The sequence below is a fragment of the Plantibacter sp. LMC-P-059a genome (genome assembly GCF_030209505.1).
Lineage (GTDB): Bacteria > Actinomycetota > Actinomycetes > Actinomycetales > Microbacteriaceae > Plantibacter.
In genome coordinates this window covers 473,431-494,607 of sequence record NZ_JARVRZ010000004.1, presented here as the reverse complement: position 1 = coordinate 494,607, position 21,177 = coordinate 473,431, and the positions used below count along the sequence as shown (strand labels likewise).

At 68.9% G+C, this 21,177-nt stretch carries 19 protein-coding genes; 4 read left to right on the top strand and 15 right to left on the bottom strand.

The genetic code is table 11. From position 1 onward, the window contains the following. Positions 1–23: 23 nt before the first annotated feature. The 5 genes from QRN27_RS11880 to QRN27_RS11860 form a co-directional block, all read right to left on the bottom strand. The gene (locus QRN27_RS11880; RefSeq protein WP_157579953.1) at positions 24–959 is read right to left on the bottom strand and encodes an ABC transporter permease; all 936 of its coding nucleotides are present in this window, start codon (positions 957–959) and stop codon (positions 24–26) included. Positions 960–962: 3 nt separating this feature from the next. After that, the gene (locus tag QRN27_RS11875) at positions 963–1,895 is read right to left on the bottom strand and encodes an ABC transporter permease (protein ID WP_056010316.1); all 933 of its coding nucleotides are present in this window, start codon (positions 1,893–1,895) and stop codon (positions 963–965) included. Further along, on the bottom strand, positions 1,892–2,959 hold the full coding sequence (locus tag QRN27_RS11870) for an ABC transporter ATP-binding protein (protein ID WP_285042397.1): 1,068 nt from the start codon (positions 2,957–2,959) through the stop codon (positions 1,892–1,894). The genes QRN27_RS11875 and QRN27_RS11870 overlap by 4 nt, the downstream gene beginning before the upstream one ends. Then, positions 2,956–3,969 carry an ABC transporter ATP-binding protein gene (locus QRN27_RS11865; RefSeq protein ID WP_056780603.1) on the bottom strand — a complete coding sequence of 338 codons (1,014 nt, stop codon included), beginning with the start codon at positions 3,967–3,969 and terminating at the stop codon, positions 2,956–2,958. The genes QRN27_RS11870 and QRN27_RS11865 overlap by 4 nt, the downstream gene beginning before the upstream one ends. A gap of 120 nt (positions 3,970–4,089) precedes the next feature. Then, entirely contained in the window at positions 4,090–5,715 is a 1,626-nt protein-coding gene (locus QRN27_RS11860) for an ABC transporter substrate-binding protein (RefSeq protein WP_056010310.1), read from the bottom strand. 143 nt (positions 5,716–5,858) lie between these two features. Between QRN27_RS11860 and QRN27_RS11855 the strand changes: the two genes are divergently transcribed. Then, on the top strand, positions 5,859–6,557 hold the full coding sequence (locus QRN27_RS11855) for a GntR family transcriptional regulator (protein ID WP_285042396.1): 699 nt from the start codon (positions 5,859–5,861) through the stop codon (positions 6,555–6,557). A 62-nt stretch (positions 6,558–6,619) separates the two neighbouring features. Here the strand turns inward: QRN27_RS11855 and QRN27_RS11850 are convergent, their stop codons facing one another. Continuing rightward, positions 6,620–7,936: an ABC transporter substrate-binding protein gene (locus tag QRN27_RS11850; protein ID WP_056011853.1), complete on the bottom strand. Its 1,317-nt coding sequence runs from the start codon at positions 7,934–7,936 to the stop codon at positions 6,620–6,622. 85 nt (positions 7,937–8,021) lie between these two features. Next, a complete protein-coding gene (locus tag QRN27_RS11845) occupies positions 8,022–9,473 on the bottom strand; it encodes a CCA tRNA nucleotidyltransferase (RefSeq protein ID WP_285042395.1) in 1,452 nt (483 codons plus the stop codon). Positions 9,474–9,760: 287 nt separating this feature from the next. Between QRN27_RS11845 and QRN27_RS11840 the strand changes: the two genes are divergently transcribed. Next, a complete protein-coding gene (locus QRN27_RS11840; RefSeq protein WP_285042490.1) occupies positions 9,761–11,302 on the top strand; it encodes a stealth family protein in 1,542 nt (513 codons plus the stop codon). 74 nt (positions 11,303–11,376) lie between these two features. Here QRN27_RS11840 and QRN27_RS11835 read toward each other — a convergent pair whose 3' ends face one another. Together QRN27_RS11835 and QRN27_RS11830 are read right to left on the bottom strand one after the other, a co-directional pair. After that, on the bottom strand, positions 11,377–12,456 hold the full coding sequence (locus QRN27_RS11835; protein WP_285042394.1) for an SDR family oxidoreductase: 1,080 nt from the start codon (positions 12,454–12,456) through the stop codon (positions 11,377–11,379). Positions 12,457–12,717: 261 nt separating this feature from the next. Then, entirely contained in the window at positions 12,718–13,695 is a 978-nt protein-coding gene (locus tag QRN27_RS11830) for a phosphodiesterase (RefSeq protein ID WP_502929520.1), read from the bottom strand. A 140-nt stretch (positions 13,696–13,835) separates the two neighbouring features. On the opposite strand from QRN27_RS11830, the gene QRN27_RS11825 reads away from it, so the two are divergent. Beyond that, entirely contained in the window at positions 13,836–14,600 is a 765-nt protein-coding gene (locus QRN27_RS11825) for a DUF1353 domain-containing protein (RefSeq protein WP_285042392.1), read from the top strand. Between the two features lie 102 nt (positions 14,601–14,702). On the opposite strand, the gene QRN27_RS11820 is transcribed toward QRN27_RS11825, so the two are convergent. The 5 genes from QRN27_RS11820 to QRN27_RS11800 are packed head-to-tail and all read right to left on the bottom strand — an operon-like array spanning position 14,703 to position 19,869. After that, positions 14,703–15,482: an ABC transporter ATP-binding protein gene (locus QRN27_RS11820; protein ID WP_285042391.1), complete on the bottom strand. Its 780-nt coding sequence runs from the start codon at positions 15,480–15,482 to the stop codon at positions 14,703–14,705. Further along, positions 15,479–16,309 carry an ABC transporter ATP-binding protein gene (locus tag QRN27_RS11815; RefSeq protein ID WP_056011847.1) on the bottom strand — a complete coding sequence of 277 codons (831 nt, stop codon included), beginning with the start codon at positions 16,307–16,309 and terminating at the stop codon, positions 15,479–15,481. The genes QRN27_RS11820 and QRN27_RS11815 overlap by 4 nt, the downstream gene beginning before the upstream one ends. 41 nt (positions 16,310–16,350) lie before the next feature. Then, a complete protein-coding gene (locus QRN27_RS11810; RefSeq protein ID WP_056010297.1) occupies positions 16,351–17,232 on the bottom strand; it encodes an ABC transporter permease in 882 nt (293 codons plus the stop codon). Further along, complete coding sequence (locus tag QRN27_RS11805; RefSeq protein WP_056010295.1) at positions 17,229–18,302, bottom strand: ABC transporter permease; 1,074 nt, start codon at positions 18,300–18,302, stop codon at positions 17,229–17,231. The genes QRN27_RS11810 and QRN27_RS11805 overlap by 4 nt, the downstream gene beginning before the upstream one ends. Continuing rightward, positions 18,286–19,869, bottom strand: coding sequence for an ABC transporter substrate-binding protein (locus QRN27_RS11800; RefSeq protein WP_285042390.1), 1,584 nt, complete (start codon positions 19,867–19,869; stop codon positions 18,286–18,288). The genes QRN27_RS11805 and QRN27_RS11800 overlap by 17 nt, the downstream gene beginning before the upstream one ends. Before the next feature lie 174 nt (positions 19,870–20,043). On the opposite strand from QRN27_RS11800, the gene QRN27_RS11795 reads away from it, so the two are divergent. Then, on the top strand, positions 20,044–20,604 hold the full coding sequence (locus tag QRN27_RS11795) for an Lrp/AsnC family transcriptional regulator (protein WP_056010291.1): 561 nt from the start codon (positions 20,044–20,046) through the stop codon (positions 20,602–20,604). Positions 20,605–20,637: 33 nt separating this feature from the next. Here QRN27_RS11795 and QRN27_RS11790 read toward each other — a convergent pair whose 3' ends face one another. Then, positions 20,638–21,021, bottom strand: a complete 384-nt coding sequence (locus QRN27_RS11790; protein ID WP_200921069.1) for an avidin-fold protein — start codon at positions 21,019–21,021, stop codon at positions 20,638–20,640. Between the last annotated feature and the right edge of the window lie 156 nt (positions 21,022–21,177).

Sequence of the window (21,177 nt, the reverse complement as noted above, 5' to 3'; positions counted from 1 at the left end):
GTGGGATCGGTCGGAGGTTCAGGTCACGCGCGCTGCAGGCGGACGCGTGGGTCGATGACGGAGTAGAGGAGGTCGACGATGAAGTTGACGACCACGATGAAGAGGGCCGAGAAGAGCACCGTGCCGACGATCATCGGGGTGTCGAGGTTCGAGATCGCGTCGAAGGCCAGCCGGCCGATGCCGTTCAGCCCGAAGACGGTCTCGACGATGACGACGCCGCCGAGGAAGTAGCCGAAGTCGAGCCCGATCATCGTGACGAGCGGGATGGCGACGTGTCGGAAGCAGTGGCGCCAGAGGATGGTGCGCTCCGGCATGCCCTTCGCCCTGGCCATACGGACGAACGGCGAGTCGAGGGTCTCGATCATGTTGGTGCGCGTCATGCGGGCGTACCAGGCGCCGCCGCCCGAGCCGAGGGTGAAGGTCGGGAGCACGAGGTACCAGATGATCGGATCGCCGAGCCCGTTGAGCGGGAACAGTCCCCAGCTGAAGGCGAAGTAGTAGATGAGGAGCAGGCCGAGCCAGAAGGACGGTGCCGAGAGCCCGATGAGCGAGACGAAGGTCACCGTGCGGTCGACCCAACCACCGCGACGGTAGGCGGCGTAGATGCCGGCCGGGACGCCGAGGATGATCTGCCAGATGAGCCCGCCGATCGCCACGAGCACCGTCGTCGGCAGGGCGGAGACGATCCGCTCGAACACGCTCGTCTCCCGCAGGACGTAGGAGGTGCCGAGGTCGCCGCTCAGGAGCCGCCCGATGAATCCCAGGTACTGCTCCCACAGTGGGGCGTCGAGGCCGAGCTGTGCGCGGATGGACGCGATCGTCTCGGCGCTCGCGTTCGGCCCGGCGAGCGTGGCCGCGGGGTCCGCGGGCACGGCGTAGACGAGGAGGAACGCGAGGCTGACCACCCCGAAGAGGACGAGGGCCATCTGGCCGAGTCGTCGTGCAAGCCACCAGAACACGGTCTACCTCGCCATCGGTGCTGCGGAGTCGAGCATCTCGGACAGCCAGTCGCCGACCAGGTTGAACGCCATCACCGTGACGATGAGGCAGATGCCGGGGATGAAGAGCATCCAGGGTGCGATCTGGAAGTAGGTGCTGCCGTCCGAGATCATCTGGCCCCAGGAGGCTTGCGGGATCGGGACACCGATGCCGAGGAAGGACAGCGCGCTCTCGATGAGGATCGAGGACGCGACGCCGAGGGTGGCGTACACGATGATCGCCGGCAGCAGGTGGGGAATGATGTGCTTCCACATGATCCGGAGGTGACTGACGCCGAGCGTGCGGGTCGCGACGACGAACTCGCGGTGCTTCAGCGAGATGACCATGCCGCGGATGATGCGGGCGAGCGTCGTCCAGTAGATGAGGGCGATGACGATGATGACGTTCGTGGTGCTCCGGGTGGTGACCGCGATGAGCGCGGTGCAGAGGAGCAGGATCGGGAACGAGATGACGACGTCGGTGATCCGCATGAGGACGGCCTCGACGATGCCGCCGAAGTAGCCCGCGATGACACCGACCGTCACTCCGACGATCGTCGCAAGCCCGTTGGCGACGATGCCGATGACGAGCGAGACCTGCGTCCCGGAGATGAGTCGTGAGAGGACGTCGCGGCCGAGGGCGTCGGTGCCGAGCAGGAAGCCGGGCGTGCCGGGCGGGAGGGGCTGCCCCTGGGGCCCGAGCCCGATGTCGTTGTAGGTCTGGAGCGGGTCGTGCGGGGTGATGAGCGGCGCGAGCACGGCGATCAGGGCGATGAGCAGGAGCACGACGAGCGACACGAGGGCCGCGGGGTCGCGTCGGAGACTGCGCAGCACCTCGCGGGCGCGCATGGGCCGGTCGTCGTCGGTGGCCGCCAGGTCGACGCCCTGGCCGATCACGGGCGGGAGTGCTTCGCTCATGCCTCGGCTCCGATCCGGACGGGTTCCGGCACCAGCACCGGATCTGCGAAATGACAGGCAGCGTCCTGGCCCGAGCTCGTCGTCCGCAGCGGCGGGGCGACCGTGCGACAGACCTCCTGGGCCATCGGACACCGCGGGTGGAAGCTGCAGCCGCTCGGCGGGTTCGCGGCGCTCGGCGGTTCGCCGGTCAGGCGGACCCGCGGGAGGCGCGTCGAGCGGTCGCGGACGATCGGCTCCGGCACGGCCGACAGCAGCGCCTTGGTGTACGGGTGCTGCGGGTTGTCGAAGATCTCGTCGCGCGTCCCGATCTCGACGAGGCGACCGAGGTACATGATCCCGACGTGGTCCGCCATGAAGCGCAGGGTCGACAGGTCGTGGGAGATGAACAGGTACGCGAGGCCGAGGTCCTCCTGCAGGTCCTTCAGCAGGTTGAGCACCTGGGCCCGGACGGAGACGTCGAGGGCGGAGACCGCCTCGTCGCAGAGGATGAGGCGTGGGTCGACGCAGAGTGCCCGCGCGATCGACACACGCTGGCGCTGACCGCCCGACAGCTCGCGTGGACGCCGCTCGATGAAACTCCGGGAGAGGCCGACCTGGTCGAGGATCCCCTCGACCGCCCGCCTGGGATCGGTCGGCTTCGTGGTCCGGAGCGAGATCGCCTCGAGCAGCGTCTCCCCAACCTTCATCCGCGGGTCGAGCGAGTCGTACGGGTCCTGGAAGATCATCTGCATCGTGCGCCGGTACTCGGCGAGCCGACGTCCGCGCAGCGCTCCGACGTTCTCACCGTTCAGACGCATGCTGCCGGCGGACGCCTGGTTGATGCCCATGAGCGTCCTGGCGATGGTGCTCTTGCCGGAGCCCGACTCCCCCGCGATGCCGAGGGTCTCGCCCGCTCGCAGCTGGAAGCTCACACCCTGCACGGCGGGGACGCGCGTGGCACGGCGACCGATGCCACCGGAGCGTCGGAAGGTGACCTCGAGGTCCTGCACCTCGAGCAGCGCCTCACCGGTCCGCGACCGGCTGCTCGGACCGTTGACGAGGTCCGAACCGTCCAGCCGGCTCATGCGGCCGACTCCTGCTCGACGGCGAATGCCTCGGGGGCGACGACCCCGCACGCGACCCGCTGTCCGGTTCCGCCGAGCGGCGCTTGGACGAGCGCCGGATCGTTCGTGAGGCACGTGTCGATCGCGGCCGGGCAGCGCGGTGCGAACGAGCAGCCTCGCGGGCGGCGGCCGGCGGTGGGCGGGGCGCCGGAGATCGTGCGGAGGCGTGGCGGGATCGGCTCCGAGAGCTTGAGGATGGAGCCGAGGAGCGCGTGGGTGTACGGGTGCTGCGGGTCGCCGACGATCTGCTCGGCCGTGCCCTCCTCGACGATTCGGCCCGCGTACATCACGAGGATGCGATCGCAGAAGCTCGAGATCACGCCGAGGTCATGGCTGATGAGGATGACGCCCGTGTCCTGCTCCGAGACCATGTCGTCGAGCAGGTCGAGCACCTGGGCCTGCACGGTCACGTCGAGCGCGGTGGTCGGCTCGTCGGCGATGAGCAGCTTCGGCGAACAGGCCGTGGCGATGGCGATGCAGACGCGCTGCCGCATGCCGCCCGAGAACGCGCCGGGGAAGTCGTTCATGCGCGCCTCGGCGTCCGGGATGCCCACGCGGCGCAACAGGTCGACGGCACGTGCCCGGGCGGCGACCCGTCCCATACCGAGGTGCGTCTCGAGCGACTCGGTGATCTGACGACCGACCCGCATGAGCGGGTTGAGGCTCGACATGGGGTCCTGGAAGACCATGGCGACCTGCGAGCCGCGCCACTGCTGCAGCGCCCGATCCGAGTACCCGAGCACGTCCTCGCCGCCGAACCGGACCGAGCCACCGGCGATGACCCCCGGGTCCGACACGAGCCGCATGACGGCCTGCGAGGTCAGGGACTTGCCGGAACCCGACTCCCCCACGATGCCGACCCGCTCACCGGCCGAGACCTGGAACGAGACGCCGTCGACGGCGTGGAACGGGTCTCCCGACGAGGTCGGGAAGTCGACCACGAGGTTGGAGACGTCGAGCAGCGCACTCATGTCGCGTCCTTTCGGTGGGGGCGCCGCGGGTGGTCCGTCGAGGGACCACCCGCGGTTCGGGTGCCGTGGTTCCGTGGTGCGGTCGGCGCGCCGGTGCGCCAGGTGCTGCTGGACCGGTGGCTACCGCTTGGCGGTGCCGTCCGACTTCCAGTACTCGGCCATGTCCCAACCCCAGATCGGCTGCGGGAAGTACCCCTCGATGCCGGTGCTGTGGAGCTCGGTCTTGGTGCCGAAGTACAGCGGCACGATCGGGTTGTCGGCGAGCATGAGCTTCGACGCCTCCTCGTACTTCGCGGTCGCCGCGTCCGGATCGGTCTCGGCGAGCGCCTGGGCGACCAGCTCGTCCATCTCCGGGTTGCAGTAGTACGCGTAGTTGTGGCCCTGCGGGACCGCCGACGCACACGACATGAGTGCCTGCAGGAAATCCGAGCCCTCGGGGTAGTCGGCCACCCAGAAGGTCAGGGCGAGCGGGGCCTTGCCGGCTCCGGCCAATTCGCTGAAGGTGTTCGGGGCGAGCGTCTGCAGGTTCACGTCGATCCCGATGGCCTTGAGGTCCTGCTGCATCTGCGGCGCGAGGGCCGAGAAGGGCGGGACGTTCCAGGCGTACATGTCGGTCGAGATGCCGTCGGCGAAGCCCGCCTCCGCGAGCAGCTTCTTGGCCTTCGCGACGTCCTGCTCGTGGGTCATCTCGTCACCCGTGTAGCCGAGGACCTTCGGCGGGATGAACTCGGTCGCCGCAGTGCCCTGCCCGTTCACGAGCTTGAGCAGTGCCTTCCGGTCGAAGGCGAGGGAGACCGCTTCACGGACCTTCGGGTTGTCGAAGGGAGGCGTGTTGACGTTCATCGTGAGGTAGTAGGTGCTCGGCTTCTCGATCTCGACGAGCTGGTCCTTGAGCTTCGGGTCCGAGGTCACCTGGATGAACTTCGCGGGCGGGATCGGGCTGCCCATGAGGTCGATGTCGCCCTTCTGGAGCATGAGGACCTGGTTGTCGGGGTCGACGCCGAGGATCATGCGGATGTGGTCGGCGTAGGGACGCGGCGAGTCCCAGTAGTCCGGGTTGCGGTCGAGCGTGATCTCCTTGCCCGCGCTGAAGGTGTCGAGCGTGAACGGCCCGGAGCCGACGGGCTCCGTCGCGACGGTCCCGCCGCTGCCCTCGGGGATGATCGAGCCGGCGGGCATGGCGAGGATGTACTTGAACGAGGAGTTCGGCGTCGCCAGCGTGATCTTCAGGGTCTGGTCGTCGACGACCTCGATGCCGCTCGGCAGTCCGGTCGGGTTGGCGGCGTACTCCTCGGCACCGGCGATGCCACGCCAGAACTCCGCGAGGCCCGCCTTCGTGGCGGGGTCGAGGACGCGGGCGTAGGAGTAGGCGACGTCCTTCGCGGTGAGCGGGTCACCGTTGCTGAAGGTGAGCCCCTGCTTGAGCTTCATCGTGTAAGTGAGGCCGTCGTCGCTCACCTCCGGGAAGGACTCGGCCGCCTGGAGCTTCAGCTCGCTGGTGTCGCGGTCGTAGTCGTAGAGGCGGTCGAACATCATCCGCATCATGTTCCAGCACGTCGCGCCCGTGCAGACGGCCGGGTCGAAGGTCTCCGGATCGGATGCGGCTGCGGTCGTGATCGTGCCGCCGTACTTGGGGTCGCCGCCTGCGGCGGACGTACTCCCGCCGCCCGCACCGCCAGCGCTGCACGCGGTCAGGGCGACCGCGAGCGCTGCTCCGAGCAGCGCGCCTCGCAGTGTCTTCTTCACTGAGTACTCCTGTCAGGGTTGTGCCGGACCTCCTGAGGAAGCGAGCCGCCGACGGAACGTTCATGTGCTGTTGGTGGACAATATCACAGACTGCACACTGTCGACAATCGACAACAAGGAATGGCTTGAGCTAGGATTCGGGCATGGAAACTCTCGAACGAACCGGGTTGACAGGGGCCGCGGTCAACGAGCTGCGGGAGGCGATCCTGGAGGGTCGCCTCGTCCAAGGGGAGCGCCTCAGCGAGGTGAACCTCTCGACCACGCTCGGTGTCAGTCGAGCGCCGGTCCGAGAAGCGCTGCTCCACCTCGAGCAGGAGGGTCTCGTCGTGTCGCTGCCCTACAAGGGCGCGTCCGTCGTCACGCTGTCGCCGCAGGACTTCCTCGAGCTGTCCACGCTGCGGACCGCGCTCGAACGACTCGCCTGGTCACGCGCGATCGAGCGAGCCGGCGAGGACGAGGTGACCGCCATGCGCGCCATCATCGAAGAGATGCGCGTCGCTGTGGAGACGGATCAGAAGGCCAAACTCGTCCGCCTCGACATCGACTTCCATGATCAGGTGTTCCTGCTCGCCGACCACTCGCGTCTCTACACCGCCTGGCAGGCCATCAAGTGGCAGGTCGCGCTCTTCCTCCTCACGCGACGCGTCAAGGTCGACGATTACCACAGCATCATCGTGCAGGAGCACACCGAACTCCTCGACCTGCTCCTCGAACGACGGGCAGCCGAGATCGACGAGACCGTCGAACGCCACATCGGCTCCGGCTACGGGCGCGTCAGTGAGCGGCTCGCCGGAGACGCCCGAGCCGCGCAGCACGACGACCCGGCTGCCGGACCGGCGTGAGGCCCCGAGCGCGGTGACCACTCCGCGATGCGGGTGGCGCCACGCGCCTGCGGGACGACGGCTCAGTCGTTCATGGCTGCGTTGGCCGCTTCCTGCGCCTTCTTGAGTCCGTCGGCCACGGGCGTCGTACCGGCGAAGATCTCCTTGAAGATCGGATCGTACGCTGCGAGGCCCTTGGCGTAGCTGGCGCCCGTCGGGGGTGCGATCGTCTTCGCGTCGTCGTCGATCACGTCGAAGAAGGGCTGCACGTCGACGTCCTCACCCTTCCAGTACGAGAAGTACTGCTTCTGGGCGGCGGTCACCGCAGGCACGGCCGCGCCGGACGAACCGACGGGCGCGTTGCCCTCGGTGCTGCCGAGCCAGGCGAGCACCTTCTTCACCTGGTCGCGGTGTTCCGTCGCCGCGTTACCGGCTGCCGCGATGCCGTTCGTCACGCTCACCCGACCCGCCGGACCGGACGGGAGCTCGGCCACGCCCCAGCGGAAGTCGGCGCCGTCGTGCACGGCCTTCAGGCTGTAGAGCCCCGACTGGAACATCGCGACCTTGCCCTGGATGAACGCGTCGCGCGCGAAATCACCGTCGGCGTTGGTCGAGGCGGCCGGCGGGGCGACCTTGGCACCGTTGATCGCGTTGACGAGGTAGCTGATGGACTCACTGGTCTTCGGGTCGTTGAACGCGAAGTCGTCGCCGTCCTGGTAGGTGCCGCCGTTCGAACCGATGAAGGGCAGCAGCACCGCCTGCAGGTCGTAGCCGAGGCCGGTGCCGTAGGTGGCGGGCGCCGCCGGGTTGAAACCGGGCTGGTCGGCCGAGACACCGGCCGCGTCCTTCGTCAGCTTCTTCGCCAAGGGCAGGAACGTGTCCTTCGCCGTGTCGGGCGACCAGGTCGCCTTCGTGAGTTCCTCGGGCTTCACGCCGGCCGCGTCGAGCAGGTCGGCGTTGTAGTAGACCGCGATCCCGGCGTCCGACAGCTGTGGCACCGCCCAGAGCTTGTCGTCGCGGGTGAACTGATCAACGACGCTCGGCGCCCAGGCCTTCGAGGCGTCGTCGCCGAGGGTCTGCCCGACGTCGAGGAGGCTGCCGCTGTCGGCGTATCCGGCGAGGTACGTGTTGTTGAGCCAGAAGACGTCCGGTGCGGTGTCGGCAGCGACATCGGTGCGGAGCTTCGTCCAGTAGTCGGCCCACTCCACGACGTCCACCCGGACGCGGATGTCGGGGTTCTCGCGCTCGAAGGCGGCGAAGGAGGTCTCGTACGCGTCGGCGACGGCCGAGTCCCAGACCCGCACGGTCACGGTCGTGCGCTCCGTCGACCCGGCGGCACACCCGCTCAACAGCAGGGCCGAAGCGCCCGCGATCGCAAGGGCGGCGTGTCGCTTGTGCATGAGCATCCTTCGTTCCGGGGACCTCAGGGAGGCTAGCAGTTCAGTCTGAAGGCCCGCGAAGAGCCGCGGACGGGGTGGGACGGGGTCAGCGCGAGGCCCACCACTCGAGGAGCCGGCGCGTGGCCTCCTCCTCACCGAGCGGGCCCTCGTCGAGGCGCAGCTCCAGCAGCCAGCGGTAGGCCTCGCCGACCTCGCGACCGGGCGCGATGCCGAGCACCTCCTGGATGCGGTTACCGTCGAGGTCCGGTCGGACCGATTCCAGCTCCTCCTGCTCCTGGAGCTCGACGATGCGCTGCTCCAGGTCGTCGTAAGCGAAACCGAGGCGGTCGGCCTTGCGGCGGTTGCGGGTCGTGACGTCGGCCCGGACGAGCATGTGGAGCCGTTCGAGCAGCGGACCGGCGTCGCGCACGTACCGCCGCACCGCGGAGTCCGCCCACACGCCCTCCGAGTACCCGAAGAACCGCATGTGCAGCTCGACGAGCCGCGCGACGCTCTTGATCGTGTCGCCGTCGTAGCGCAGCGCGGTGAGGCGCTTCTTCGCGAGCTTCGCGCCCACGAGGTCGTGATGGTAGAAGGTCACCGCGGCGCCGGGGCCGATCTTCTTGGTCGCCGGCTTGCCGATGTCGTGCAGGAGCGCCGCCCAGCGGAGGACGAGGTCGGGCGCCTCGCCGGGGTGGCGCGCGTGCTCGTAGCCGATCGCCTGCTCGAGCACCGTGAGCGAGTGCTGGTAGACGTCCTTGTGGTGGTGGTGCTCGTCGGGCTCCAGCCGGAGCGCGGGCAGCTCGGGGAGGACGAGGTCGGCGATGCCGGTGTCGACGAGCAGCTCGAGGCCGGCGCGCGGACGGTCGGTCGCCAGCAGTTTGCCGAGTTCGGCCTGGATGCGTTCGGGGCTCACGATGGAGATGGTCTCGCGACGCTCCTCCATCGCCTGCACGACGTCGTCTGCGGGGTGGAACCCGAGCTGCGACGCGAACCGTGCGGCCCGGAGCATGCGCAGCGGGTCGTCGCCGAACGAGACCTCCGGGGCGCTCGGTGTCCGCAGCAGCTGGGCGACGAGGTCCTCGACCCCGCCGGACGGGTCCACCAGCGTGATCTCGGGCACGCGGAGCGCCATCGAGTTGACGGTGAAGTCGCGTCGTCGCAGATCGTCCTCGAGGGTGTCGCCGAACGCGACGACGGGCTTCCGCGTCACGCCGTCGTAGGCGTCGGCCCGGTAGGTCGTGATCTCGACCGTGTCGGCGTGCTCGATCCCGGCGTCGTCGACGACGGACACCTTCGCCCCGATCGTGCCGAAGTCACGGCCCACGTCCCACCACGCGCTCGCGATCGGCTTCAGCACGGAGAGGATCTGATCGGGTGAGGCGTTCGAGGTGAAGTCGAGGTCGCTGACCTGCCGACCGAGCATCGCATCGCGGACCGGACCACCGACGAGGGCCAGCTCGAAGCCGGCTTCGGCGAACACCGTCGCGACCCGCGCGACCACGGGCGACGAGGCCAGGTCCCGCAGGCGCACCAAGGATTCCGCCACGCTCACCATGGGATCAATCGTAGCCGGACGGCACCGGAGGCCCCGTCGCCGACAAGCTGACGCCGCGAGTGGACGACGGCCGTACAATAACGAGGAACCCACTCCCCAGCAGACCAGAGGCGGACACGATCACGAACGAACTCGACGACCAGCGGATCACCGTCGGCACTCAGGCACCGACGGCCTTCACCAGTACCGCGAAGGACCCCAATCCGCCGGAACTCCCGTTCACCACGGCTCCGGAACTCGTCCTCGTCACCGGCGGCTCCCGCTCACCGCGGTTCGAGCGCCCCGACGTGGTCCAGCGCAAGGGCATCTACACCCTCATCAACGGGCACCTGACGCCGCAGCAGTCGATGGTCGAAGACCTCCTCGCCGTCGCCGAGGCGCTCGACGCGGCGGAGATCGAGTACCTCCTCATCCGCGGGGAGCGCGACCGCCCCGTCATCGTCATCGACCACTCGCTCCGGAAGCGCCTCCAGGCCGCCCTCGCCGAGGCGTTCGCCGACGAACCGTTCTACAGCGTCCCGCTCAAGGCGCGCATGGACTCGATGAAGCCCGCCGGCGAACCGCACCTCCTCGCCGACGGCCTGCTCGCCGGCTCGCGCAAGGCCGAGGTGTTCCGCCTCTACCGCCCGCGCATCGAACCGCTCGGCCGCCTCCGCTACGGCATGGAGACGGCGCTGCAGCTCGAGTTCTGGCGGTTCGGCGACGAGGAGATCACCGCTCCGGTCGAGAACGTCCTCATGCGCACCTACATGCCGCGCACCGAGGCGGTCGAGACCACCGTCGAACGGTACGGCCGCACCTGGCGCACCCTCGAGCACATGTTCGGTGCGCTCGCGAGCGACGTCACGTTCGACATCGACCTCGTGTTCTCCTGGGTCGACGGCTCCTCGGAGGAGTTCCAGCGTGCCCGGGCGAAGCGGATGCAGAGCTACGTCGTCGGGGACGGCGACGACTCCGACGCCCGCTTCCGCCAGATCAACGAGCTGAAGTACGCGCTCCGCAGTGTCCACACCTTCGCCCCCTGGATCCGACGCATCTTCATCGCGACCGACTCCCCCGCGCCCGAATGGCTGGCGGAGCACCCCAAGGTCACCATCGTGCGCAGCGAGGAGTTCTTCGCCGACCTCGACGCCCTGCCGACGCACAACTCCATGGCTGTCGAGAGCCAGCTCCACCGCATCGAGGGGCTCTCGGAGCACTTCCTGTACTCCAACGACGACATGTTCCTCGGCCGGCCGATCAGCCCCGAGCTGTTCTTCTCACCCGGCGGGATCAGCAAGTTCGTCGAGGCGACGACCCGTATCGGTCTCGGCGCGAACGACCCGTCCCGCAGCGGCTTCGAGAACGCCGCCCGCGTGAACCGTCGCCTCCTGCACGAGCGCTTCGGACGCGTCACCACGAGGCACCTCGAGCACTGCGCCGCACCGCTCCGCCGCAGCATCATGGCGGAGATGGAACAGGAGTTCGCCGAGGAGTTCCGCTCGACGGCCCACAGTGCCTTCCGCGCGGCCGACAACATCTCGGTGACGAACTCGTTCTACCACTACTACGGCCTCATGACCGGGCGAGCGGTGCAGCAGACCCAGGCGAAGGTCCGCTACATCGAGACCACGCTCAAGCAGTCGATCGGACAGATGGAACGACTCCTGAAGCGACGCGATCAGGACATGTTCTGCCTGAACGACGGCAGCCGCCCGGAGATCTCCGTCGAGGAGCGCACGACCGCGGTGATCGACTTCCTCGACCGCTACTTCCCGTTCCCGGCTCCGTGGGAGCGCGAGGCCGCCGTGCCGAGCACCCTGGAGATCGAGCCCGCCAAGCTCAGCTGAGCGCCCTTCGACAGGCTCAGGGACCGGCACGGCGCTCAGGGACCGAACCCGTCACCGAGCCTGTCGAACCGGACTCACGGGACGATGCGTTCCTCGCGGAGGCGGTCGAAGATCGCCGTGAACGCATCCAGGGTGCGTCGGTAGCCGGTGAACCCGGCGAGTCGGCTCTTGCTCATGTCGGTGACGACCTCGATGTCGCGCCCCAGGTCTCCGTCGGTGTGCCACCAGGACGCCACCCGCGCGAGGTCGGCCTCGACCAGGCCGTGTTCGGCCACCAGCTCGGCCCACTCCCCCTCCAGCCCGACCATCTGCTGCTCGAGCGGACGTGGTGCGTCGCGGAACCCCTCGGCTTCGACGCCGAAGTACGCGGCCAGACGAGGCCACATCCAGCGCCAACGGAAGACGTCGCCGTTGACGATGTTGAACGGCTCGTTCGCGCCGGCCGGCGAGGTCGCCGCCCACAGCATCTGCTCGGCGAGGAGTCCGGCGTCGGTCATGTCGGTGAGCCCGTTCCACTGGGTCTCGGAGCCGGGGAACACGAACGGCCGGCCGAGCCGCTTGCAGAGCGACGCCTGGACCGCGATCGTCGACGCCATGTTCATCGCGTTGCCGACGGCGTGCCCGATCACCGTGTGCGAGCGGTGCACCGACCAGGTGAAGCCCGACCGCGCAGCCGCCGCGAACAGCTCGTCCTCCTGCTCGTAGTAGAAGTTGGGCGTGTCGAGGCGGGGCTCGTCCTCGTGGAACGGGGTGTCGGGCATCTCGCCGGCCGCGTAGGCCTCGAACGGGCCGAGGTAGTGCTTGAGGCCGGTCACCAGGGCGACGTGCTGCACCGGCTCGTCCGACAGCGCGGCGAGGAGGTCACGGACCATGCCGCCGTTCACCCGGATGTTCTCGGCCTCGGAGTCCTGCCGCGACCAGGCGGTGAAGAACACGTGGGAGACCCCTCTGCCACCGAGGACCCGGCGGAGGTCGTCCGCGTTGCGGAGATCGGCGGCGACGTGCTCGACCTGCGGGTGGGAGACGGGAGCGCTGCGCGAGAGGGCCAGGATGCGCCAGTCGCCGTCGGCCAGGAGGCGTGACACGATCGCGGCACCGGTGATGCCACTGGCGCCGACGACGAGAGCGGTGCGACGGTTCGGTGAAGAAGTCATCCGTCAACGATAGGCGCGTCGGACTGGGGGTCCTCCCGGAACGGCCGGGTCGCCGCCCTTCGACAAGCTCAGGGACCAGAGGAGGTGGCCCGGCCGCAGCCCTTCGACAGGCTCAGGGACCGAAGGGGGTGGCCTGGTCGCAGCCCTTCGACAAGCTCAGGGACCAGAGGAGGTGGCCCGGCCGCAGCCCTTCGACAGGCTCAGGGACCGAAGGGGGTGGCCCGGCCGCAGCCCTTCGACAGGCTCAGGGACCAGGAGGGTCTAGACCATCACGCCGATCGGCATGGTGAGCGGCGGCTCCGGCTCGACCCGGACCGTGTCCGACTCCGGGAGTTCGACGCCCGCGAGCGCGAGGCGGCGGGCACTCTCCTCGGGGTCGATGTAGTGGAGCGGGGGCGTCTCGCCGAGCGGGACGACCGAGTGCAGCACCGTGGACCCGTACACGTGCACGAGGTTGAAGGCCCGCGCGCCGTCGCGTCCTCTGGTCCCGCCGACGGGCACGTTGAGGTCCTGCGTGTAGCACGTCGCCGACGCGACCGAGACAGGGATGCCGGCGAAGGTCGCGGTCGACGAGTAGTGGAGGTGCCCGGCGAGGATGCTGCGGACGTCCGAGCCCTCCAGGACCTCGGCGAGCTTCGACTGGTCGCGCAGCTCCACGCTCACGGCCAGGTCGAGCACGCTCGGCACCGGCGGGTGGTGCATGGCCAGGATCGTCCCGTGCGGGGCCGTGAACGCGAGCTCCTCGGCGAGCCAGTCGAGCTGGGCGTCGGAGACCTCGCCGTGGTGGTGGCCGGGGACGCTCGAATCGAGGCTGATGACGCGGAGACCGTTGACGTCGTACACGCGGTCGACGGGGCGGGTCGTGGGGACCTCGCCGAACAGGCCGGCGCGGAACGCCTGGCGGTCGTCGTGGTTGCCCATGACCCAGATGATCTGGGAACCGAGACGCGCGGCGACCGGTTCCACGATCGCGCGGATGCGGTCGTAGGCGTCGGGCTCACCCTTGTCGGCGAGGTCGCCGGTGAAGATGATCGCCTCCGGACGCCCACCGGACGCCTCGAACTCGGCGAAGAGCTGCCGCAGGTGCGTCTCACTGTCGACCGCTCCGTACAGACTCCCCCCGCCGGCGAGGAGGTGCGTGTCGCTCACATGGAGCAGGAAGTGATCAGGCCTCGGGTACTCGGCCGTGCGAAGACTCACGTGACAACTCTCGTTCGAGCGATGCTCTCCGAACCGCATCGCAGCTGTTCGACCATCTGACCAGACTCTGTTGAACGGCAACGGAACGCCACGCTACGGAGTGGGAAACGCATCAGCAAGCGGAGGGGCCGACATCCAGGGGACTCACACCTGACGGTGGCCTGCGGGATGATGTCCGCATGCCGTATCTCGACGACGACGAGCAGCCGCTGCAGCGGATCGACCTCGCGCAGATCCCTCCGACCGGCCGCCTGTTCCGGCTCGAACGTCGGATCGGGTTCCAGGAGCACGCGCCCGAAGGTCCCGTGGTCTGGGCACCGGCACACGACGAGGCGGACGAGGACGACGCACGTCGACGGACGGATCTCGCGTCCGTACCCGGCGTGCTCTGGAGCTTCATCGGCAGCTACGGCCGCCAGTCCGCGCCCGCGATCGTGCACGACCATCGGGTGTCCCTCGCGCTCGGACTGCCCCCTGAGGAAGCGCTCGTCCAACGCTTCGAGGACGACCGGCAGTTCCGGGTCGGTCTGCGGCAGCAGCAGGTGCCGCTCCTCCGCGCCTGGCTGATGTGGACCGTCGTCTCGGTGGAACGGTACGTCCGGCACGCCCCGCGCCTCGCGGCCGCGCTCATCGGGCAGTCGGTCCTCGGCGTCCTCGCGATCGTGACCGCGACGATCGGTCTCGCGACCCCGCTGCTCGGTGCGCAGAGCCCCGGGTGGCTCGCCCTCGCGATCGCTCCCGCGGTCCTGGCGGTGTTCTGGCGGGAGGAGCGGAGACTCCTCGTCTGGTTGCCGTATGCGGGTGCACTGCTGGCACCACTGCTGCTCGTCCAGCTCGCCGCGGTCGGGGCCTTCCGCCTGCTCGAGTTGCTCGTGCGGGAGACGATCGACCGCCCGTTCCTCGACGACTCCCCCGGCCCGGTCGTCTCGCCGACGCTCCGCTGACCCGCCTCGGGCCAGCAGTCGCTCCCTGTCTCAGGAACGCCCCGGCGTGTCGGAGAGGGGGGGTCCGACACGCCGGGACGCACCTGAGACAGGGAGCGCGGCCTAGACGCCGGGGAGCGTGCCGAGCCCGTCGACGACCGGGATCGCAGCCAGGAGCCGCTGCGTGTACGGGTCCTGCGGGTCCGACCAGACGCGGTCCACCGGCCCGTGCTCGACGATGCGTCCCGCACTCATGACGGCGACGTCGTCGGCGATCACGCGGACGACGGACAGGTCGTGGCTGATGAACAGCAGCGCCGCCCCGGTCTCGACCGCCAACGTCCGCATGAGCTTCGCCACCCGCGCCTGCAGCGAGGCGTCGAGCGAAGCGATCGGTTCGTCGCCGATGAGCAGCTCCGGCCCGGCCGCGATGGCCCTGGCGATCGCGATCCGCTGCCGCTGCCCACCGGAGAACTGGTGGGGGTAGCGGGTCCGGCTGGCGGCGTCGAGCTCCACGTGTTCGAGGAGCTGACCGACGTCCCAGGCGTCGCGGACCGGGTTCACCCGGAGGCCGTCCTCGATCTGGCTCCCGATCGTCCGTCGCGGGTTGAGCGAGGCGTAGGGGTTCTGGAAGACCATCTGGATGCGCAGGAGCTCCGACGGGCGCTTGCGGAGACCGAGCTTGCCGATCGGCGTCCCGTTGAACGTGATGGATCCACCCGAGGTGGGTTCGAGCCCGCACACGGCACGGGCGAGCGTCGACTTGCCGCAGCCCGACTCCCCCACGAGCCCCAGCACCTGTCGGGGTTCCAGCTCGAAGCTCACGCCGTCGACCGCGTTGAGCGAGCCACGGCCGGGCAGCTTGTACGTCACACGGACGTCGTCGAGGTGCAGCAGCGTCATGACGCCGCCTCCGTTCCCGTGTCGGGCAGCGCGTCGATGAGCGCCTTCGTGTACTCGTGCTGCGGGTCGGTGATGACCTGGAAGCGGGTGCCGTGTTCCACGATCTCGCCGAGGCGCATGACCGCGATCGTGTCGGCGAGCGCCGACATCACCCCGAGGTCGTGGGTGACGAGGATGATCGCAATGCCGAGCTCGTCGCAAAGCTTCCGCAGCAGCCGCAGGATGCCGGCCTGCACCGTCACGTCGAGCGCGGTGGTCGGCTCGTCCGCGATGAGGACGGACGGGTCGCACATGAGTGCCGAGGCGATCGCGATGCGCTGCAGCTGTCCGCCCGAGAACTGGTGCGGATACTTGCGCAGCGCCGCCTCCGGATTCGGGACCGCGACCAGGCCGAGCATCTCGAGCGCCCGCGCACGCGCCGCCGCCTTCGAGGCTCCGGTGTGGTGCCGGTAGTGGTCGACGAGCTGCGCCTCGACGGTCAGCATCGGGTGCAGGCTCGCCGTGGGGTCCTGGAAGATCATCGCGATCTCCGTGCCGCGGTACCGGTTCATCGTGCGCTGCTTCAACCCGACGAGTTCGGTTCCGTCGAAGCGGATGCTGCCGCCGAGGTCGGCGCCGGCCGGCAGCAGGCCGCAGATGGCGAGGCCGGTCATGGTCTTGCCCGAACCGGATTCACCGGCGAGTCCGGTGATCCGCCCGGCTGGGACCTCGAGGTCGATGCCCCGCAGGATCTGCTTGGCCGCGGCACCTCGACCGAACCCGAGGGTGAGCCCCTCGATCACGATGCCGCCGCCCGTTCCGCCTGCCGCGCTCGCTCCGGGTGTCATGTCGTGTCCCTTCGGTGCGTCGGTCCCGCCATGCCGGCCGCTCACAGGGCACGCCCCTGGACGGCTTCCTGCGAGCGCGGGTCGAGGGCGTCGCGGAGGGCGTCGCCGAGGAAGTTGAAGGCGAGCACCACCGTGAGGATGGCGAGTCCCGGGAAGACCGCGATCCACCAGGAAGAGAAGTTCTGCACGCCGTCCGACACCATGGCACCCCAGTCGGGCGTCGGCGGCACCGCGCCGAGACCGAGGAAGGACAGCCCGGACAGCAACAGGATGGCCGTGCCGACGTCGAGGGTCGCGAGGACCACGACGGGCGAGACGACGTTCGGCAGGATGTCCTTGCCGAGCGAGGTGAACGGTCCGTTGCCGAGCAGTCGACCGGCGATGACGTATTCGGCACCCCGCGCGCCGATGACGAGCGAGCGGGTGACGCGGGCGTAGGCCGGCCAGGAGACGATGAGCATGGCGATGACGGCGTTCGTGAGGCTCGGGCCGAGCGAGGCGGCGATGACCATGGCGAGGATGATCGTCGGGAACGCGAACACGAGGTCGGCGATGCGCATGATCGTCTCGTCGAGGGCCTTACCGAAGTACCCGGCGATCGCGCCGAGCAGGGACCCGATGAGCATGGCGAAGACCACGAGCATGAGGGCGAGCGGGATCGAGACCTGCGCGCCACTGATGACCCGCGACAGGACGTCACGGCCCACCTGGTCGGTGCCGAACCAGTGCTCGGCGCTCGGCGCCTGCAGGCGGTCGAAGTCCTGCGCGAGCGGGTCGAACGGGCGGATCCACGGTGCGAGCACCGCGACGAGCAGCCAGAAGAGCACGATGACGCCACCCGCGACGGCGAGCGGGGTGCGCAGCTGCTTCGAGACGCGGAAGCGGCCCTTGCGCCTGGTCTGGACGGCGAGGACGTCGGTCATGCCACCCTCACTCTCGGGTCGATGAAGCCGTACAACACGTCGACGAGGAAGTTCAGGCCGATGTACACGAAGCCGACGATGAGCCCGACGCCCATGATCGCGGGCAGGTCGAGTTTGGTCGCGGCCGAGTACGCGTACTCACCGAGACCGTGCCACGAGTACACCTTCTCGACGAGCACCGTGCCGGACAGGAGCGACCCGAAGGCCACACCGAGCACGGTGATGATCGGGACGAGGGCCCCGCGGAGGACATACCTGGTCACGACGACGTGCCCCGGCAGGCCCTTCGCCCGAGCCGCACGCACGTAGTCGAGGTCGAGCACTTCAAGGATCGCCGACCGCGCGAAGCGGGTCAGCAGACCGATCGTGTACAGCGCCAGCACGGACGCGGGCAGGATCAGGTGGGCGATCGCGTCGCCGAAGGTCGACCACTGCCCTGCGAGCAGCGCGTCGATCGTGTACATCCCCGTGACTTTGGGCGGCGGGATGGCGGCGGGCGACAGCCGGCCGGAACCCGGGAACCAGTGCAACTGCGAGAAGAAGACGAAGTAGACGACGAGCGCGAGCCAGAACGACGGCACCGAGATGCCGATGAGGCTCACGACGCGGATGACCTGGTCGGTGATCGTCTTCCGGCGCAGCGCGGCCCACATGCCGAGGCCGACGCCGATGATGATCGAGATGACGATGGCCGTGAGCGCGAGCTCGGCGGTCGCCGGGAACGCCCGTCCGAGTTCGTCCGCGACGGCCCCGCGGGTCTGCTGCGAGGTCCCGAGGTCGCCCTGGAACAGGTTCGCGACATACGTGACGTACTGGACCGGCAGCGGCTTGTCGAGGCCGGCGTTCTCGCGGAACTGCGCCACGATCGCCGGATCCGCCGCAGCCTGCTCGCCGAGGGCCGCCTGCACCGGGTCGGCGGGGACGAGGTTGGTCAGCGTGAAGGTGACGAGCGTCACCCCGAACATGAGGAGGACCGTGAGGCCGAGCCGGATGCCGAGGTAGCGCGCGAGCGGGTGGAGACCCGCTCGCGCGCTCGACGTCGTCGGTGCGACGCTACTTGATTCCGGCAAGATCGACGGTCCACGTCGGGTTCAGCGGAACCTCGGTGATCGTGGTCGCGGTGACCACGTTCTGCGCCGGCTGCAGGAGCGGGATGAACGGTCCGCTCGCGTTCTGCGCCTTCTGGAGCTCTTGGTACGCGGCGGCACGGGCGTCCGTGTCGGTCGCGGCGAGCGCGGCGTTCGCCAGGTCCGTCACGGTCGGGTCGGCGCCTGCCGCCCAGCCGGCGCGGAGGCCGACGAGCTCACCCGGGGTGAACGCCAGGTAGTTGGACGGGTCCGGGAAGTCCGGGCCCCAGTACCAGAGGCCGACGGTCTCCTTGCCGTCCCGGTAGGCGTCGAGCTCGGTGGCGACCGGCGCCGGGGCGAGCGTGACGGTGATGCCGACCGACTTCAGCTGCGCCTGGACGGACTCGGCGATGCTCTGGAGCGAGAGGCCCTGCACGGTGATGTCGTTGGGGAAGTTGAGCGTGACCGCCTCCCCCGCGTAGCCGGACTCCTTCAGCGCCGCCTTCGCGGCGTCGGCGTCGAACTGGTTGCCGTCGGCCGCGTCGAGCGCACCGTTGAAGATCGAGGGGATGAACCCGCCGGGGCGGACCGAACCGTCACCGGCGAGGTCGACGATCTTGTCGTAGTCGATGCCGAGCTTGACGGCTTCGAGGAACTTCGGGTTGCTCGTGATGTCGCTGACCGCGGAGTCCTGGTTGAGCAGGAGGAAGATCATGTACCGCGAGGGGTTCGCGATGATCTTGACCTTCGAGTCGTCGAGTTCGGCGACCTGGTCGGGGTTGAGGTCGAGGGCGACCTGCGAGTCACCGGCCTCCACGTTGAGCTTCTGCGTGGGTCCCTGCACGTTCCGGAGGACGACGCGCTCGTAGGCGGGCTTCGTGCCGGTGTACTCGGGGTTCGCCGTGAAGACGACCTGTGAGGCGGCATCGAAGGACTCGAGCTTGTAGGGGCCGGAGCCGGCGGACGTCGTGTTCAGGAAGGACTCGGCGGCGTCGTCGGCGGTGGCGGTGCCACCGTTCTCCTCGACGACCTTCTTGTTGACCACGCCGAGGGCCGGGTTCGGGAGGATGAACGGCAGCGCGGGGTTCGGCGTCGCCGAGGTGAGCGTGAGGGTCGTGTCCGAGGTCTTCTCGATCGTGACGCCGTCGAGGAGGAAGGACGGGTTGCCCTTCACCCCCTGGACGCGCTGCAGCGAGAACACGGCGTCGTCGACGGTCACGTCGGATCCGTCGGAGAACTTCTTCCCGTCCTTCATCGTGAGCGTCATCACCGTGTTGTCGGCGTTCATCTCGTAGCTCGCGAGGCCGTCGACGGGAGCGGTCACGTCGTCGCCCTTGAAGGTGAGCAACGTCTCGTAGAGCGCCTTGGCGACGATCGAGCCGGTCGTCTCGTACTCGCGGTTCGGGTCGGCGGTCTTGAGGTCGAAGGACGCGTCGACGACGAGCGACTTGCCTGCCGAGGAGTCGGAGCCACCTGAGGGGGAGCAGGCGGCGAGCGCGAGGCCGGCGGCGAGGGCGAGGCCGAGGGCCGCCATACCGCGCCGACTGGTGCGGCTGAAGGATCGTGACAAGGTGGAGCTCCTTATCTGCTTGGAGGGATGAGCTGAAAGTAGTGTCATCAGCGATCATTCGTCAATCTACAAGCCATTACCAAAGAAGAATTGTCTCGATCTCGGGCGCGAATTGGCATATCCTCTCAATCAGCCGCCAGGACCACCGCTGAATCTGGACGTTTGGAGCATTCGATGCAACTCGACGACACCCACATCCGCATGTTGGAGCTCCTGCGCGAGGACGGCCGGGCCTCGGTCGCCGCCCTCGCCGAGCACCTCGGGATCTCGCGCTCGAACGCCTACGCGCGGTACGAGGCGATGGTCAGGGCCGGCGTGCTGAAGGGCGTCCACGCCGACATCGAACCGGCGACCGTCGGGCTCGGCGTCGCGGCGATGGTGTTCATCACCCTGCGGCAGAGCCAGTGGGCGGACTTCCGCGCGCGGCTCTCCTCGGTCCCCGAGTTGGAGTACTTCGCGGTCACCACCGGCGAGCACGACGCCATGATGCTCATCCGCGCCCCCGACGTCGCGGCGATCCACGAGCTCGTCGCCACGAGGCTCGCCCAGTGGCCGTCGATCAAGGCCACGACCACCGTGTTCCTCATGGACGAGGAACGCTCGGACGTGTCGCTCCGCATGGCGCGGTCGGAGCGGACGAGCGTCGAGGACTCCGGCGAGCGCTTCGGCATGACGCGGTTCGTCCGCACGAGCGACGAGCGGGCCCAGCGCGTTCCCGAGCGACGCGGCCGCTGACGACCGGAGCCGCACGGACCTCGCGCGGAAGCGTCAGGCCGCGACGATCTCCCGGCACACACTGACGTGGGCCTGGCCGTCGGGGCCGATGAAGTCCTCCGTGAGGATCAATGCCCCATCCTCGCCACGGGAGATGATCGAGCTGGCCTCGCCCCTCGTGGTGCGGTCTCCGGCGCGGTTGCGGTGGACGAACGAGATGTCGATCCGCTCGCCCGTCCGGACGCCGCAGAAGCGACCGACGGAGACGGTGTCCCCGACGTACTCCCCCCACAGCACCCCGTGCGCCTCGTGGTAGACGAAGCGGGTCGGGGCGTCGGCGTCGACGACACTCGCCGACGAGGACACCATGTCGAACACCCGCGCATCGAGGTCGACATCGAGCGGGGTGGTGGTGCCGGCGTCGGCGGTTCCTGTCATGCCGATCATTGTGCGGAGGGGCCCGAACAGGTGTCAATCCTTCGACGATCCGTCCACCAACGCCACGATCGTCGCCCGGCCTTCGGGACGAATCGTCGGTTCCGGCGGACCGGACAGGATGTTCCGCTGCGTGGCATCGTGCCGCCTTGACGCCGT